The organism is Pantoea sp. YU22 (genome assembly GCF_003970755.1).
In the GTDB taxonomy this organism is placed as follows: Bacteria; Pseudomonadota; Gammaproteobacteria; order Enterobacterales; family Enterobacteriaceae; genus Pantoea; species Pantoea piersonii.
In genome coordinates, this window is sequence record NZ_RYDU01000001.1 from 905,492 (window position 1) to 920,783 (window position 15,292).

10 protein-coding genes are annotated in these 15,292 nt (G+C 51.2%); 5 read left to right on the forward strand and 5 right to left on the reverse strand.

Features of this window, described 5'->3' with window-relative positions:
• Positions 1-144 precede the first annotated feature (144 nt).
• Entirely contained in the window at positions 145-870 is a 726-nt protein-coding gene (locus EKL29_RS04405; RefSeq protein ID WP_126688949.1) for a FadR/GntR family transcriptional regulator, read from the forward strand.
• A 23-nt stretch (positions 871-893) separates the two neighbouring features.
• Positions 894-1,586 carry a cache domain-containing protein gene (locus EKL29_RS04410; protein ID WP_126688950.1) on the forward strand — a complete coding sequence of 231 codons (693 nt, stop codon included), beginning with the start codon at positions 894-896 and terminating at the stop codon, positions 1,584-1,586.
• Between the two features lie 158 nt (positions 1,587-1,744).
• Here the strand turns inward: EKL29_RS04410 and EKL29_RS04415 are convergent, their stop codons facing one another.
• The 3 genes from EKL29_RS04415 to puuE form a co-directional block, all read right to left on the reverse strand.
• Positions 1,745-3,226 carry an APC family permease gene (locus EKL29_RS04415; protein WP_126688951.1) on the reverse strand — a complete coding sequence of 494 codons (1,482 nt, stop codon included), beginning with the start codon at positions 3,224-3,226 and terminating at the stop codon, positions 1,745-1,747.
• A gap of 251 nt (positions 3,227-3,477) precedes the next feature.
• Complete coding sequence (locus EKL29_RS04420; RefSeq protein ID WP_126688952.1) at positions 3,478-4,926, reverse strand: NAD-dependent succinate-semialdehyde dehydrogenase; 1,449 nt, start codon at positions 4,924-4,926, stop codon at positions 3,478-3,480.
• Positions 4,927-4,938: 12 nt separating this feature from the next.
• On the reverse strand, positions 4,939-6,204 hold the full coding sequence (gene puuE, locus EKL29_RS04425) for a 4-aminobutyrate transaminase (protein WP_126688953.1): 1,266 nt from the start codon (positions 6,202-6,204) through the stop codon (positions 4,939-4,941).
• Positions 6,205-6,306: 102 nt separating this feature from the next.
• Here puuE and EKL29_RS04430 point away from each other — a divergent pair, with 102 nt between their 5' ends.
• From EKL29_RS04430 to EKL29_RS04440, 3 genes are all read left to right on the forward strand, one after another.
• On the forward strand, positions 6,307-7,785 hold the full coding sequence (locus EKL29_RS04430; protein ID WP_126688954.1) for a PLP-dependent aminotransferase family protein: 1,479 nt from the start codon (positions 6,307-6,309) through the stop codon (positions 7,783-7,785).
• Positions 7,786-8,312: 527 nt separating this feature from the next.
• A complete protein-coding gene (locus EKL29_RS04435) occupies positions 8,313-9,638 on the forward strand; it encodes an APC family permease (RefSeq protein WP_126688955.1) in 1,326 nt (441 codons plus the stop codon).
• A gap of 59 nt (positions 9,639-9,697) precedes the next feature.
• A complete protein-coding gene (locus tag EKL29_RS04440; protein ID WP_126688956.1) occupies positions 9,698-11,125 on the forward strand; it encodes an FAD-binding oxidoreductase in 1,428 nt (475 codons plus the stop codon).
• Between the two features lie 731 nt (positions 11,126-11,856).
• Here the strand turns inward: EKL29_RS04440 and EKL29_RS04450 are convergent.
• Together EKL29_RS04450 and EKL29_RS04455 are read right to left on the reverse strand one after the other, a co-directional pair.
• Complete coding sequence (locus tag EKL29_RS04450) at positions 11,857-13,059, reverse strand: lactonase family protein (RefSeq protein WP_311778963.1); 1,203 nt, start codon at positions 13,057-13,059, stop codon at positions 11,857-11,859.
• Positions 13,060-14,291: 1,232 nt separating this feature from the next.
• Positions 14,292-15,206, reverse strand: coding sequence for an MFS transporter (locus EKL29_RS04455; RefSeq protein WP_311778964.1), 915 nt, complete (start codon positions 15,204-15,206; stop codon positions 14,292-14,294).
• Positions 15,207-15,292 lie beyond the last annotated feature (86 nt).

Below are 15,292 nucleotides of genomic sequence, written 5' to 3' on the forward strand. Positions count from 1 at the left end.
GAGCGGCATCGACAAACAACAGCAGCGGGATTACGTCTTACTTTCGGCATCTTTTAACCAGAAATTGACGTTATTTACTTCTTTCGTGACAGGTATGTTTATGCTAAGTATGGCGGCCTGTAGAAGGGACTTTCAGAGAAGATTATGATTACTCACGCGGTTATATTCGCTCCTATTGGCCAGGCCAGCCGTTCTGATCAGATAGTTCAGCGTCTTACTAATGCCATCGTTACCGGCCTGCTTGAACCGCATGAACAGCTGCCCAATGAGTCAGATCTGGCAAAGATGATGGGCGTGTCCCACATTACCATCCGCGAAGCGTTGAATACCTTACGCGCGAACGCGCTGATACATACGGTGCGCGGCCGTAACGGCGGCAGCTTTGTCTGTGAAACCGTTCCCGAATCGGGCAAGGATCTTTACCCATTCCGCAGCATCAGTACGGATTATCTGGCTGACCTGGGAGAGATGCATAGTGCGATTATCAGTCACAGCGCGAGGCTGGCTTCGCGGAGGATGACTAATGCGGATCTGAATCGTCTTCTGGAATTTACTGCGGTGCTGGCGAATGCTGAAACGCCTGAGCAGAGAACGCAGGCGGATATGCGTTGCCTGCTGGCAATCGCGGCGAGCTCGCAATCTGCCAGACTGGCGAATCAGGAGCTGCAGCTGCAGGCGGAATGGGCTTCTTTAGTCGCCGCACTTTACCGCTCCGATGATATTCATCGCGAGGTGATAGCACTTTACGCCGGGCTGACAGATGCGCTCGCCTCACATTCAGAGCAGCCTGCCGTTCAGGCCGCCACACAGCTTATCGATACGTTCACCGTATATTTATTAGAAAAGAAAATGAATTATCACTCTGAATAATCACCGTATAGGCAGTGTAGAAAATGAATCACTCAGAGCACCTTAGCGCGCTAACCCGTAAAATTGACGACATCATTAACTCCACTGTCGAGAGTACTGGTTTATTAGCAGACGAGATCAGGCAGTGTCTTAACGTTCATCAGGAAAGCCGGCCTGAAATGTTACTGGAGCCGGGCGTTAAAACGGCGATTCAGTCTTATATCAAAAAAACGCTAAACCATAACCCCTACTGCTCGGGAACGGGCTTTGCGAGTCACATTGAAAGCGCTGGCGCTGTGCGAGAATACTGGCTGCTGGAATGGTGGTATAAAAAAGATAAAGGCTTAAAGCAGGTGAGTCTCGATCTTGACCAGGCGACGCAGCAGCGACTCGATTTCCGTACTTTCGAATGGTTTAAAACGCCTGTCGCCGAAGGCAAAGCCTATATCCATGGCCCTTACGTTGACTATATCTGCAACACCTCGCTTACTCTGACCGCCGCTGTTCCCGTGCTTGCTGGAGGCCAGGTTCTGGGCGTCGCAGCGCTCGATATCCTCGTCAGCCGCGTCGAAGAAGAGCTTTTGCCTCTGTGTGGCAGGGAAAAGGTCATCCTGACCAACCTTGACGGGAGAATCATTTTTTCAACCAATCCACGGCTGCGCATCGGGGAACTGTTCAGGGCGGAAGCTCAGGAACTGATTTACCAAAACAGCTACTCGCTTCTCTACCAGCAGTAACCAGCAATAGTCCGGCGGCTCAGGTGCCAGCGTTCACGCGATATCAGCCTGAGCCGCATTGCCTGCTGCTAAAAAGCGCAATAAAAAAGCCGTAGCGTTAAAAGCTACGGCTTACGATAACGCCCTTAAAGACAATGGCGACAGCGACAGTTATCCCTTCAGAACCCCTCTTTTGCCCTGAGCCTGCTGGCGTGTTCAATGGCATCGTTTTCTGGCGCGCTGGAACGCCCAAACGGTTTGGCAATCGTCATATAAATCAGGCCGGCAATCAGCACGACCGCCAGGCCCACCAGCACCGTCCAGCGATCAAGGAAGCTGCTGCCGTCGGCAGGCTGAGCGAGAAGCCAAATTCCACACAGGCCATAGATCAGCGCGAAGACGTTTACGATGAACCCCCAGGATCCGAGTGTCCACTCTCCTGCCGGCTTCCAGCCCTTAAGGCGCTGACGCAGGGCAGCAAGCACAACCAGCTGGAAAGAGATGTAAATGCCTATTACGGCGAACGCGGTGATGCGCGAAAGATTATCCGGCTGGAAGTAGACCCAGACGCAGATGATGACGGGCAGGATGCAGCTGACCAGCATGGCGTTATCCGGTACGCTGTTTTTGGAAATTTTAGCCATCCATTCACTGCCGGGCAGCATCTTGTCGCGCGAGAAAGAGAAGATCAGACGGCTCAGAGCGGCCTGAAGCGAGAGGATGCAGGAGAGCATAGCGATGACAGCGACAACGATAAATACTCTGGCACCCGTGCTCCCCAGCGCTTCGTTAAGAATGGCCGGAATGGGATCGGCTATTTTACCGGTGACGATATTGACCAGATCGGGCGAGGACAACAGATAGCCCATTACCGAAATAACGGCTGAGATGGCACCAAAGACAATGCTCAGGATCATTGCTAAAGGGATCTTTTTGCCTGGATTTTTTACCTCTTCCGCGACGTTGCCGCAGGCTTCAAAACCAAAAAACATAAACAGGCCCATCAGCGCAGCGGACATGAACGCCGTCGCGTAGCTGCCGTCTTTAGCTATAACGCCCATTGAGTCAAAGAGGACGGAGAACGGCTGCGAGCGGTGAAAGATCAGCAGATAAATTCCCAGCGCGATCACGCTGACGATTTCACACCAGAAACCAATCTTCGCAACGCGCGCAAGGTTTTTGGTGCCTGACATATTTACACCCATCATCAGCAGCAGCAACACCACCGAGGTCATCAGCAGATTGACCGGCGTCTGGGCAAAATGAAACAGCGAGGCGACGAACGTTGAGGTGTATTCAGCAATTGAGGTAATAGTGACTACCAGCGCCCAAAGATAGATCCATGCGGCGATCCAGGCAAACTTCTTACCCCACAAACGTCTCGCCCAGGGATATAAACCGCCGGTAATCGGATACTGCGAAGCTACTTCGCCAAACACCAGCGCGACCAGCAGCTGTCCGCATGCAACAATCAGGATCCACCAGACGGCAGGCGGGCCGGCCAGGGTAACGGCCAGAGCAAACAACGAATAAACGGCCGTCAGGGGTGATAGATAGGTAAACCCAAGGGCAAAGTTTGAAATAAGTCCGATAGATCTCTTGAACTGTTCTTTGCTTTCAGGCTGATTATTATAGAGATTTTTTTCAGGTGTCTGTTCCATATGTCGTTCTCTTTAATGGCATAATCGCAGGCGATAGAGATTAATTTATAAAACATAATAAGTTATATGTATATTGTGTATGTCACAGTTTTGTTAAACATTTGCTGGAGGATAGGGAACGGCGTAAAAGCTGCGTCCGAGAAATGCTGGCCCGCGCTGCGGGGCTGAGTTCTGAGGTGCCATGGGGATAAAAAACCGACGATAATCGCTATCGTCGGGGCTCCTGAGAGCAAAGTACTACGGCATGCTGGTTATAACGCGACGCAGACATATTTAATTTCGAGATATTCATCCATTCCGAAGCGAGACCCTTCGCGTCCCAGTCCGGACTGTTTTATGCCGCCGAAAGGCGCGACCTCATTGGATATAAGTCCGGTGTTGACGCCCACCATGCCATATTCCAGCGCCTCAGGAACCAGCCACTGACGTCGGGCATCGCTTGTAAAGATATAAGCGGCGAGACCAAATTCTGTATCATTGGCATAGTCGATCACTTCTTCATCCGTGCTGAACTGAAAAAGCGGCGCGACCGGTCCAAAGGTCTCCTCACGCGCAAAACGCATCGACTGCGTTACGTTGCCGATCACCGTCGGCATAAAGAAATGACCGCCTGAGGGATGGCGTTTGCCGCCCGTCAGCAATGTTGCCCCTTTCTCAAGCGCATCGCTGATATGAGACTCGACTTTACTGACGGCCTTCTCATCAATCAACGGTCCCTGCTGGCTGGTTTCATCCAGACCATTGCCTACCCTCAGGGACTGCACTGCGTTGACCAGCGCATCTGAAAGCGCGGCATAAATGCCGCGTTGCACATATATCCGGTTAGCGCAAACGCAAGTCTGGCCGCTGTTGCGGAACTTCGAAGCCATAATGCCGTTAACAGCCTGTTCGATGTCAGCGTCGTCAAAGACGATAACCGGCGCGTTGCCGCCAAGCTCAAGGGAAAGCTTTTTGATGCCCGGCGCGCACTGCGCCATCAGGATGCGACCTGTCTCGGTAGATCCCGTAAAGCTCAGTTTTCGAACCGTCGGATTCTGACAAAGCTCGCCACCAATCGCCCGAGGGTCACCAGTGAGCACCTGCAGCACGCCGGCGGGCAGTCCGGCCTCTTCGCCCAGCTTCGCCAGAGCCAGCGCCGTGAGCGGCGTCTGTTCCGCGGGTTTGACAATAATGGCGCAGCCTGACGCCAGCGCGGGCGCCACTTTGCGCGTTATCATCGCCGCAGGAAAATTCCACGGCGTAATCGCTGCGCATACGCCCACAGGCTGCTTAGTCACCACATAACGCTGCGAAGCATTGACCGGCTGTAATAACGCGCCGTCAATACGACGGGCTTCTTCAGCGAACCACGTAAGGAAAGAGGCCGCATAGCCTACTTCGCCTCGGGCTTCAGCCAGCGGCTTTCCTCCTTCTGAGGTCATCAGGCGGGCGATATCCTCATGGTTTTCCTCTATCAGGGAAACCCAGCGATGCAAAATCGTAGCGCGTTCGCCCGCCGTACGACGCTTCCATTCGCGCTGCGCCTTTTGCGCGCAATCAATAGCACGCTGCGTTTCAGCACGCCCCATCAGCGGCACGCTGGCGATTTCTTCACCCGTTGCGGCATTTGTTACGGCAAATGTTGCTCCCGAATCGGCACTGACCCACTGGCCGTCCACCAGGTTTTTATCGATAAGAAGAGCCGGATTATTCAGATTCATCGCACTGGCCTCCTACATTTTTGTCACAGATTCGATGATTCTCAGCGCCGTGTCGAACTGGGCGTCTGGAATGGTCAGGGGATAAAGGAAGCGGATTACATTGCCATACTGGCCGCAAGTCAGCAGCAGCAGTCCCTGTTCAAGCGCCAGCTTTTGAATTTTTTGCGCGGTGGCAGCAGAAGGCTCGCCCGTCTGCGCATCGCAGAATTCAGCCGCAACCATCGATCCCAGACCGCGCACCTCCGCCAGTTCGGCACACCATGCCTGACAATCTCTCAACACCACGCGCAGACGCTCGCCCAGCGCATCGGCACGCTGACAAAGCTGTTCATCCTCAATGATATCCAGCACGGCGTGCGCGGAAGCCACAGCCATGGGATTACCCGCATAAGTGCCGCCCAGACCGCCGGGCGCCGGCGCGTCCATGATCTCTGCTTTGCCGACGACGCCAGACAGCGGCATACCGCCTGCCAGGCTTTTCGCCATGGTCATCACATCGGGCTGATGTTGATAATGATCCATGGCAAACAGTTTGCCCGTGCGGGCAAAGCCGCTCTGCACCTCGTCCGCAATCATGACAATGCCATTCTGATCGCAGATGCGGCGGATAGCGGCAATCAGCTCTGGCGGGGCTACATTAAACCCGCCCTCGCCCTGCACAGGTTCAAAAATAATCGCAGCGACCTGAGTCGCCTCAATATCGGACTTAAACAGGCGCTCAATGGCGTTTACCGTATCTGCGGTGGTCACCTTATGAAGCCCGGAAGGATAAGGCACATGAAAAACCGAACCCGGAAAAGGCCCGAAACCTGCTTTATACGGCGCGACTTTACCTGTCAGCGCCATTGTCATATAGGTGCGCCCGTGGAAGCCGCCGCCGAAGGCAATGATGCCCGGACGTCTGGTATAGGCTCGCGCGATTTTTACTGCGTTCTCCACCGCTTCGGCGCCGGTGGAGAAGAAAGCGGTTTTTAGCTCACCCGCTATCGGCGCGACGGCGTTAATTTTTTCCGCCAGAGAAATGTAACTCTCGTAAGGCACGATCTGGTAGGCGGTATGGGTAAAGGCTTTTAGCTGTTGCTCTATCGCCTGAGTAAGACGGGGATGACGATGGCCCGTGTTGAGTACGGCGATGCCCGCAGCAAAATCGATATACTGATTCCCTTCTACATCCGTCAACGTACTGTTTTCCGCTGAGCTGGCGTAGAAGTTACACATGACGCCCACGCCGCGCGGCGTTGCATTCAGACGACGCTGCTGAAGATTGTTATTACTCATAGTAAGCCCCTTCCATTCATAATTTCGTTGAAATATGAGGGACAATCTGTCAGCGTTTGGTACCTTATTCGAGAGCCAAATCATTTTATTAGCAGGATCCAAATGCACTCACTTGCTGGAGATGTGATCAGACAGGCATTTTTTAACAGCACGGAAGGAAAGCTTCATAAGCGATTGTATATCGCCATATGTAACGCCATTCTTTCGGGCAATCTGACGCCATCCTCACGCATGCCGCCTACTCGCGATCTGGCAAATGAGCTTGCGCTGTCACGCAATACGGTATTGCGGGTTTACGAGCAGTTACAGGCAGAGGGCTATATCTCTTCTCGTACGGGCAGCGGGACTATTGTCACGCACAGCGTGCTCGATAATTTAGACTGTCGGCCTGTCGTCAGTAAGGATGAGGCACCAGCCGAGGACTATTCCATGCTGTCGGCTCGGGGCCTGCTGTTACTGGAGCACGCGAGCGCAAGCCCCAGACAGTGGGGAGCGTTTTTACCCGGCGTTCCCGACGTCGCTAACTTTCCTCATCGCGTTCTGAAGAAATTCTACGATCGCCAGGCTCGTCAGCTTTCGCCGGAGCTTTTAACCTATGACACCACGGGCGGCTCAGAGGTGCTTAAAGCCGCTCTGACCGATTATCTGCGCACGGCGCGCGGAGTCCGGTGCACGCCGGATCAGATCCTGATTACTGAGGGCATTCATCAGGCGCTCGATCTGGTGACACGTTCGCTCTGCAATCCTGGAGACAGGGCCTGGACTGAAGAGCCAGGGTACTGGGGAATTAAAAATATTCTCCGTATGAACGGCGTAGACATAATCACCATGCCCGTGGACGAACAGGGTCTGATCCCCGACGGAGAGGTTAGTGCCCCACCAAAGCTGATCTTTGTTACGCCCTCTCACCAGTATCCTCTGGGTTCGGTTATGAGTCTGAGCCGCAGACAGTTGCTGCTGGCACAGGCAAGGAAAACGAACAGCTGGATCGTTGAAGATGACTATGACAGCGAGTTTCGTTTTGCCGGCCAGCCTATTCCTGCCCTACAGGGGTTAGAGGCCAGTAGCCCGGTAATTTACGTGGGCACGTTCAGTAAAACCCTCTATCCCGCGCTCCGGCTCGGTTATATGGTTTTACCTGAGCAGCTAAAAACGCCGTTGAAAAAAATGCATAGCGAACTTTATCGCGGAGGACATCAGCTGACTCAGGCAGCCCTGGCTGATTTCATCAGAGAAGGATATTATGCGGCGCATATTCGGAAAATGCGTCAGTTATACAGCCGACGCAGACAGTTTCTGGTTAATTTAATCAATGACAAGTTAGGTGGCAGCTTTTTAGGCCAGTACAACAGCAATGCCGGGCTGCACTTGATTTTGCAGCTGCCTGCAGACGTAGATGATGTCAGCCTGGCGCAGCGCGCCAGTCGTCAGGGGATCCTGGTTCGCGCCCTCTCCAGCTATTATGCTGGCGAAAAAAGCCAGTCAGGGTTATTGCTGGGCTTTGCGAGCATGGAAGAGACCGAAATCAACACCCATTTTCACAGACTCGCCTCGCTGATCAGGGAAGCGCAACAGGCTTAGCCCTCGACAGGCGCGGTTTTAACAGCTGGTCCAAATAATCACTCCTTCTGCTTTCCTTACCACCTGCGCCTGAACTCCTGTCTTTGTTCGTTCTCACCCGGCTCGCCGCGCATCCGCTCGACAAAATAACCCTCTGAATCGTAAGCAGTAAAAGAGAGACAGCTGACGCGGAAGCAGCGTAAAGCTGAAATGGCTTACATAACATCGCGATAAGACAAATTTAACATTTTTGTGACACATACCATATACATATATAATATTATGTTTTATATATTATCACATCAGGCGTGGCGGCTTACCTGATAAACCAGAAGAGTCATTCATTGACTGGATCATTCTCTCCCCTGTTTAAAGGGGCTGGTTGTACATAGCGATCATGCTGGAATGGCAGACATGATGAATTTTCAAAACCTTAAACTGGACACGCCAGGAGACAGGCCCGGTTCATTACGTTGCGCATCTTTTTAATTGCTTAATGCATCAGAGGTTAAAAGTCATTCAACTGAACTTTCGAGCGAGATATTGCTATGAGATTAAAAGAGACAAATAGAGCCTGCCTCTCATTATGGCAGGTTGTAATTATCGGCATCGCTTATATGACACCGATGACAGTATTTGACACTTTTGGGATCGTTTCAAATATAACAGAAGGAAGAGTGCCGCTGGCTTATCTTCTGGCGCTTGCTGCAGTATTATTAACGGCAATCAGCTATGGCAGAATGGTTCGCCTGCACCCTTCTTCGGGATCGGCTTACACCTATGCTAAAAAGGTATGTGGCAATAAAACAGGGTTTATCGTCGGCTGGTCTTCATTGCTGGATTATGTTTTCCTGCCGATGATAAATTCCTTGCTGGCAGGGATATATCTGCAGACCCTGCTGCCTGACGTTCCTGTATGGTTTTCCATTTTAGTGTTCACCTCGCTGGTCACCTTCGTCAACTGCTGTAATATAAAAACGCTGGCAAATGCAAACTTCATTTTTGTAGGCATCCCTGTCATTCTGATGGGCGTCTTTATCTATTTCGTGATCCATAATCTCCTCAGGGATTATGGCGACAGTCATATCTTTACCACTCAGCCTTTATTTAACGGGCATAACAGCATTATTCCCCTGATCAGTGGAGCGGCGGTGCTTTGCTTCTCCTTTCTTGGCTTTGATGCCGTTACGACGCTCACTGATGAAACCAAAAGCCCAGTCAGCACCATCCCCAAAGCGGTCTTTTATACTGCGCTCAGCGGAGGCTGTATCTTTTTTGTCGCCGCATGGTTTATCCAGCTTTACTTCCCCGACAACTCTCAGTTCAAAAATCCCATGGAGGCGTTGCCGGAAATAGTATTAAATGTAGGCGGCAAATTATTTCAAACGCTGTTTCTCATTGCAATTTTGCTGAATACCTTTGCCTCTGCGTTGGCTTCGCATGCAAGCGCCGCCAGGCTATTACACATCATGGGTAAAAACAACAACCTGACTCACCGCTTTTTTGGCTATCTGCATCCTGAAAATAAAAACCCTGTTTATTGTATTCTTTTGATCGGCCTGATATCACTGACCTCTATATTCATTCAGCTTGATACTGCCGTATCATTGATAAGTTTTGGTGCGTTAGTGGCCTTTAGCGCTGTAAATTTATCTGTCATCATACACTTTGCCATTGTTAAAAAGGGGAATGGCGGCTTAAAGAATATATTTCATAATATCGTCCTGCCGCTGGCAGGCCTGAGCTGTGTCGCAGTGATGTGGGTTAACCTGAGCTTTGATGCATTTATATTAGGTCTGACCTGGGCAACGCTGGGTCTGGGCTGGATTGTTTACTGCAATTTTACCAAAAAAGAAGTCGCAATTTCTGAATAACCTTGTTTTGCATTCACAGTGAAGTCTCCTGTGGTATACGCTACTTACTGAGAAAACATATGAGTGGAAATAAACAGTTAATCAAGCCGCAATTAATATCTGATGCCAGGATATCGATGACGAGCCAGGCCGCCCCAGACGCTGACTGGAACTGGGTCCGTAATAAAGACGATACGCAAATCAGCGATCCTGGAAACCCAGCAAATTACTACGAGTCGACACTTGCACCCTGGATCGACTTTCCTGCTTTAAAAAAAGAGGAAGAGTGTGAACTCGTAGTGATCGGTGGCGGGCTGCTTGGCGCTTCAACTGCGCTTCATCTTTCTGAGGCGGGTATCGATACCATACTCCTGGAAAAGAACACTATCGGTTCTGGCGCCTCTGGAAGAAATGGTGGGCAGCTCACACCCGGTCTGGCTCGCTGGGAAGCTGAGTCGATGATTGAGCATCTCAGCTTCGAAGAGGCAAAACGCTTATGGCATTTTACTTCTACGGAAGCCATGACGCTGATTGATGAAATAGCTTATCGATACGATTTAAACTTTGATCGCCATCACGGCCATATCACCGCCGCCGTTCATCCCGGCCATATGAACGCTTTGGTACAGGCTGTTGATGCAAGAAAATTTCTTGGCGAAGATAATGTCAACGTGCTCGGCAGCTATGAGCTGCAGGAACACATCAACTCAGAGTTATATTATGGCGGCGTTTTAGATAACCTGGGCGGTCAGGTGCACTCATTAGCCTTAAATCGTGGGCTCGTTTATGGTTTCCTGAAAAATGGCGGAAGCGTCTATGAACACAGCGAGGTCATTAAAATTGAGAAAACCAGTAGCGGCACCAGAGTTATTACCTCTGAAGGCGTAATTCTCGCAAAAAAAGGCGTGGTGATTGCTGTACATGACGCTACGCATAAGCTTCTCGACGAGAACAAAGAAACGACGATACCTTTTTATACGTATGTCGGCGTAACATCGCCCGTGAAAGGAGGCTCGAAAACATTACTCCCTACTGGAAAGCCCGTTTACGATACCCAACTGCAAATAGATTATTATCGCCCTGTGCGCAATGAAAGGATCTTATTTGGTGGTCAGGGAACAGGCCTGCGCTGGGATGACAGCAGGACGGTGGAGTATTTAACCTCGCGGATACGCGCCGTTTTTCCAGAAAGAGACGACATCGAACTTGATTTCGCCTGGAGTGGAACCACCGACTTAACCCTGAATGGCGCGACAGACTGCAGGAGAAACGGCAATATTTATTCGGTGCATGGCTGGAGTGGCCACGGCATAGCGCAAACGGTCAGGATCGGCAAAGCGATTAAAGATGATATCGTTAAGGCCAATAAAGATTTCGCCATGCTGACCACCATCAAACATACGCCGCTAATGATAGGCCGTGCTCTGGCTCCGGTCGCCATCCCGCTGGCTAAAACGTTGTTAGGGATTACAACAAAGATTGCCCCAGGCAAGATGATCTCTTTCTGAAACGAACCTGCCGCTCAGGCGGCAGGTTTTTTGCCAGCAAAAGGCTAAAGACGTAAGCGCTCTGAAAACAGAAGCAGACCAGCAGAATGTTCAGGCTGATGTCCGTTATGTGCCACAAGCGGACATCAACCATCAAAGGGAATAACGCAGTAAATCTGTTTTGCCGGTTACCCCATCAGGGGAGTCTGTCTTCATCTTCAGACTATCTGCACTCTATGCCAGCTTTTCATTGTCCGCAGTGCTGCCAGGCGGTAAGCGCAGTGGCGGATTGTCAGCCTCAGCAGCTATCATCGCCGTCACGCATTTTTGCGCATTACCTTGAATCTAAAACTCGCCGCTCAGTAGTGCTGCCCACAGTTTTCCTGCCGCTGTATCGCTGTAAACGGGGAAGGCATCAACATATCCAGCCCCGCACCAAATCGCGGTGCCGTTGGCCCTGGACCCACTAACAAAAGATGCCAAATGCTGCCACTTCCTGTCAAACCACGGGCTGGATAGACAGCGCCTGGTTACATTGCCTGACGACTGGACAATAGCCTCGCAAGATATCGCACTCTACTTTTCCCAGAATCGGCATATGCCCGTCGCGTTACGGTTGTTTGTCGACACAATCAACGCAACGACGCGCGTCTGAACCTGTTCATCAACACGGGCCAGGATACCTGATTATCGCCCAGGGGCGTCCATTCAGGCCGCCCCTGGCGAGTCAGTGTTTTGCTGCGCATCGCGCCTTAATTAAAGAATTTAATATCCGTTGGCGTGGGAATTTTCGCCGCGTCACCAGCGGCTTTCATTTCGCCGGTATTCTCATCGAAATGGAACAGAGAAATATTGTTAGTGAACACGTTAGTCACGTAGAGATATTTGCCGCTACCATCGAAGGAAAACGCACGCGGTTCAATGCCGTTAGCTTTATAGCTCATCGGCTTACCTAACATGCCATCTGCTTCAATGTTGAATACCAGCAATTTATTATCTGAGCCACGATTCGCCGCAATCACATATTTACCGTTCGGACTTAAAATAATCCCTCCACCGCTGCGATATTCTGCGCTGTTATTTTCGGTATTCAATTTGATATGGGCAGCCGGTTCCAGACGATCCTGATTCACAGTAAACACGACAATTTCACCGGCCATTTCAGTGATGACATAGGCATGCTTACCATTTGGCGCAAACACCATATGGCGAGGCCCCGAACCTGCAGTAAAATTCACATCGCGTGCGCTATCCGCCTTCAGCGGCTGTGCTTTATCAGCGTGATAGCGATAAGCGTGCAACTTGTCACCGCCGAGGTCGGCTGCGTAGAGATACTTACCATCATGAGTAAAAATGGTGGAGTGCGCATGGCCGCCGTCTTGGCGCCCTTCAACGGCACCGGTACCGTGCTCAAACGGGAAATGTTGTACCTGCTCGCCCAGTTTGCCATCGTGATGGATCGGGAAAACCGACACGCCCGCTCCACCTTTCGCTACGGAGTAGTTCGATACAAAAAGGAACTTACCGTCCGGGCTGATAGTCGCATGGGTAGGCTGCTGGCCGTGGCTGTCTACGATATTAAGTACCCGTACCTGGCCGCTTTTATCAACACTCAGCGCGGTGACCGCCCCGCCACTCTCTTCATTGGTGGTATAGGCGAAACGCCCATCGCGGGATTTCACAATCCACGACGGACTTTTCATTTTGATCACATCGAGTGGCGTCAGCGTACCGTCGCTGTTCACCTTCATGCGATATAAACCCTCACTGGGATGGTCAGGTTTTTGCTCTGACGGCGAATCTGGAATCGACGTCCAGGTCCCTATTAATGCTGTTTGATGATGTACCGCGGCATTTGCCATTGCGCTCCCCGCCAGTGAAAAAACAGCCAGGGATAATGCCATGGTTATGTTTGTGGCTAAACGGCTGTGCACGGTTTTTTTATTTCTGTTCATTTTAATACCCCACCGTAATCGGAATGTTTAACGACTATAGTGGGATTCATTTGAATAGCGCCCGGCAAGGATGACCGAGTTCACAATACAGAAGATTAAAATTCAGGAAACTGACGACTCACTCAAGGGCGGGTTGAGTGATGTCTCACGCCCGGTTGCCAGCAGTGCTGGCAGGTAACCTGTTAATAAAGGAGACTGTATTGCAGGCATTAAGCTGGCGCATCCCGAACCGGTGCGCGAACTCGTCCGGCACAGCCCCAATGTTACTGTGTCGAGTGCCCTACCGGAAGGCTATTGGCACGGTGCCTGGCAGGTACCCTGGATACACTTTCAAACGCGCTGGATAATGCGTTTGCAGAAGCCGGTCTGGGCCAGGTGCTGCAGTCGCTTACTACTGAACTGTTGCCGATCTTTTAAGCTAACTGACACTGCGGTTACTTTCCTGCCCGCCAGCAGTTGACCGATGCGGGGCTGCCTTGCGCGGCCTAGCCTATGCCTCCGGGAAGCCCTCTTTATGCAATCTGTGGCGCAGCATTCTAACCGTGTCAGGCCTGATGTCATCGATACCGGGTGATGCCGATGACAGCATTGCCAGGCTGACGTAGGTAGGGTGAATTAACTGGCTTCAGACAGAACACCGGAAAGATTCATGTTCGCTTGTCGCTCATAGCAGACTAAGTGCAACACAAGGCCTGCCATTCTTACCCTTCCCGGCCCCCTCCGGAATCTCGTAGCACATATCAGGTATCGCGTTAACGTCACGTCGTAGCGCTTTGCTCACCTTATACTGTCGGCCCTCTGCCAGCCGCTTAGCCAGTTTCAGCTCCCACTGCACCTGCCTGAACTGTTTCCCATCCGATCGCCAGAATGCGCGAAATTCAAAAATCTCGGCGATCCCTCTCCCGGCCGCCTTTGTCGGAACGGGATAACGCCGCATCAACAATCGGGTCGTGTGCTTCGCTGCCAGCATGCTGATTGTATACAGCCAGTCCTCATGCGCTTCTGGCGCCACCGCCTGCTTTTCAGCGAGTCGGTCCCCGGACGTTTAGGATTAGGCGTTGCCGATCGCTTTCATGTGCGCGAATACTACAGTCGATCTTCCCCGCAGTCCTCCAGGGAAAAGCGTTAACTTAAACCCTGAAAGTATCGCTCCGTAAATAGCACGCTAAACGCTGCTACGGTGTAATGGCGGCAGCGCTTATCACCTGACTAACGGTAAGCAGGTCAGGGTCTCAACGAGAAGGTTGAAGAGAATAGCGTCGAGTTATCAGTTTACGGCAGGCCAGAAATGCAATTATAGCCAGCATTAAAACTGACCAGCCCAGAACTGACTGACTGAAACCAAACTCTGCGCTTATAAAGTTTGCAAAAATTGCCGCACTGCCTATTTGCATAAAACCAATTAAACCTGAAGCTGTGGCTGCGTGACCATGCTCACTGCTGATTGCTCCGGATATTGACAGTGAGAGACTGGAGCCGTTTGCAAGGCTGACCAGACACATAGGGAGTAATATCGTTAATATGCTTTGTCCCGCCTTAAATGTTTCTGCTGCATAAACCAGACCGCCAAGCACAAAACAAAGGATACCGGCAGCAACAATGCGGTCATACAGACAATAATTTAAAAGCCGTTTCGTTAACAAATTGGCGATGATAATGCCTGCCGTTAGTGGAATATAGAGCCAGCCTCGAGTTTCCTCCCCAATTCCCTGCTGTGCAAATAAAAAAGGAGACTGAGTCAGATAAATAAACCACGCGCTGTAAATGCAGCAGGCGATAATCGCATAACACCAAAAACCAGTATCAGCGCAAATGACGCTAAACCCTGAGAAAGGCGATACTGCATTAGCGCTGTTTTCAGGTCGCGTTTCGCGTATAAAAATGAGCATCAGCATCGCCATCATCCCGAAAGCGGCGACAAAAACGAAATCCATATGCCATCCAAACGTTGCGGCGAGATGCCCTCCCACCACAGGGGCTAATGCCGGTGATAGTGAGACAAATGGATAAATGATTGCATAGACCCTTGCTGAAATGAGCTTATTACAGATGTCAGCGATTAGCGCTCGACCTATTACGAGGCCAGCTGCTGCGCCTGCCCCTTGCAGCAGGCGAAGGCACAAAAAAGCAGAATAGCTTTCAGCCATTGCACATCCTGAATCGCCACGGATAATCTAGACACTTCCGAGCCGTTGATAATACTGGTTTTCATATTCTGTCGGTGACATCTGTT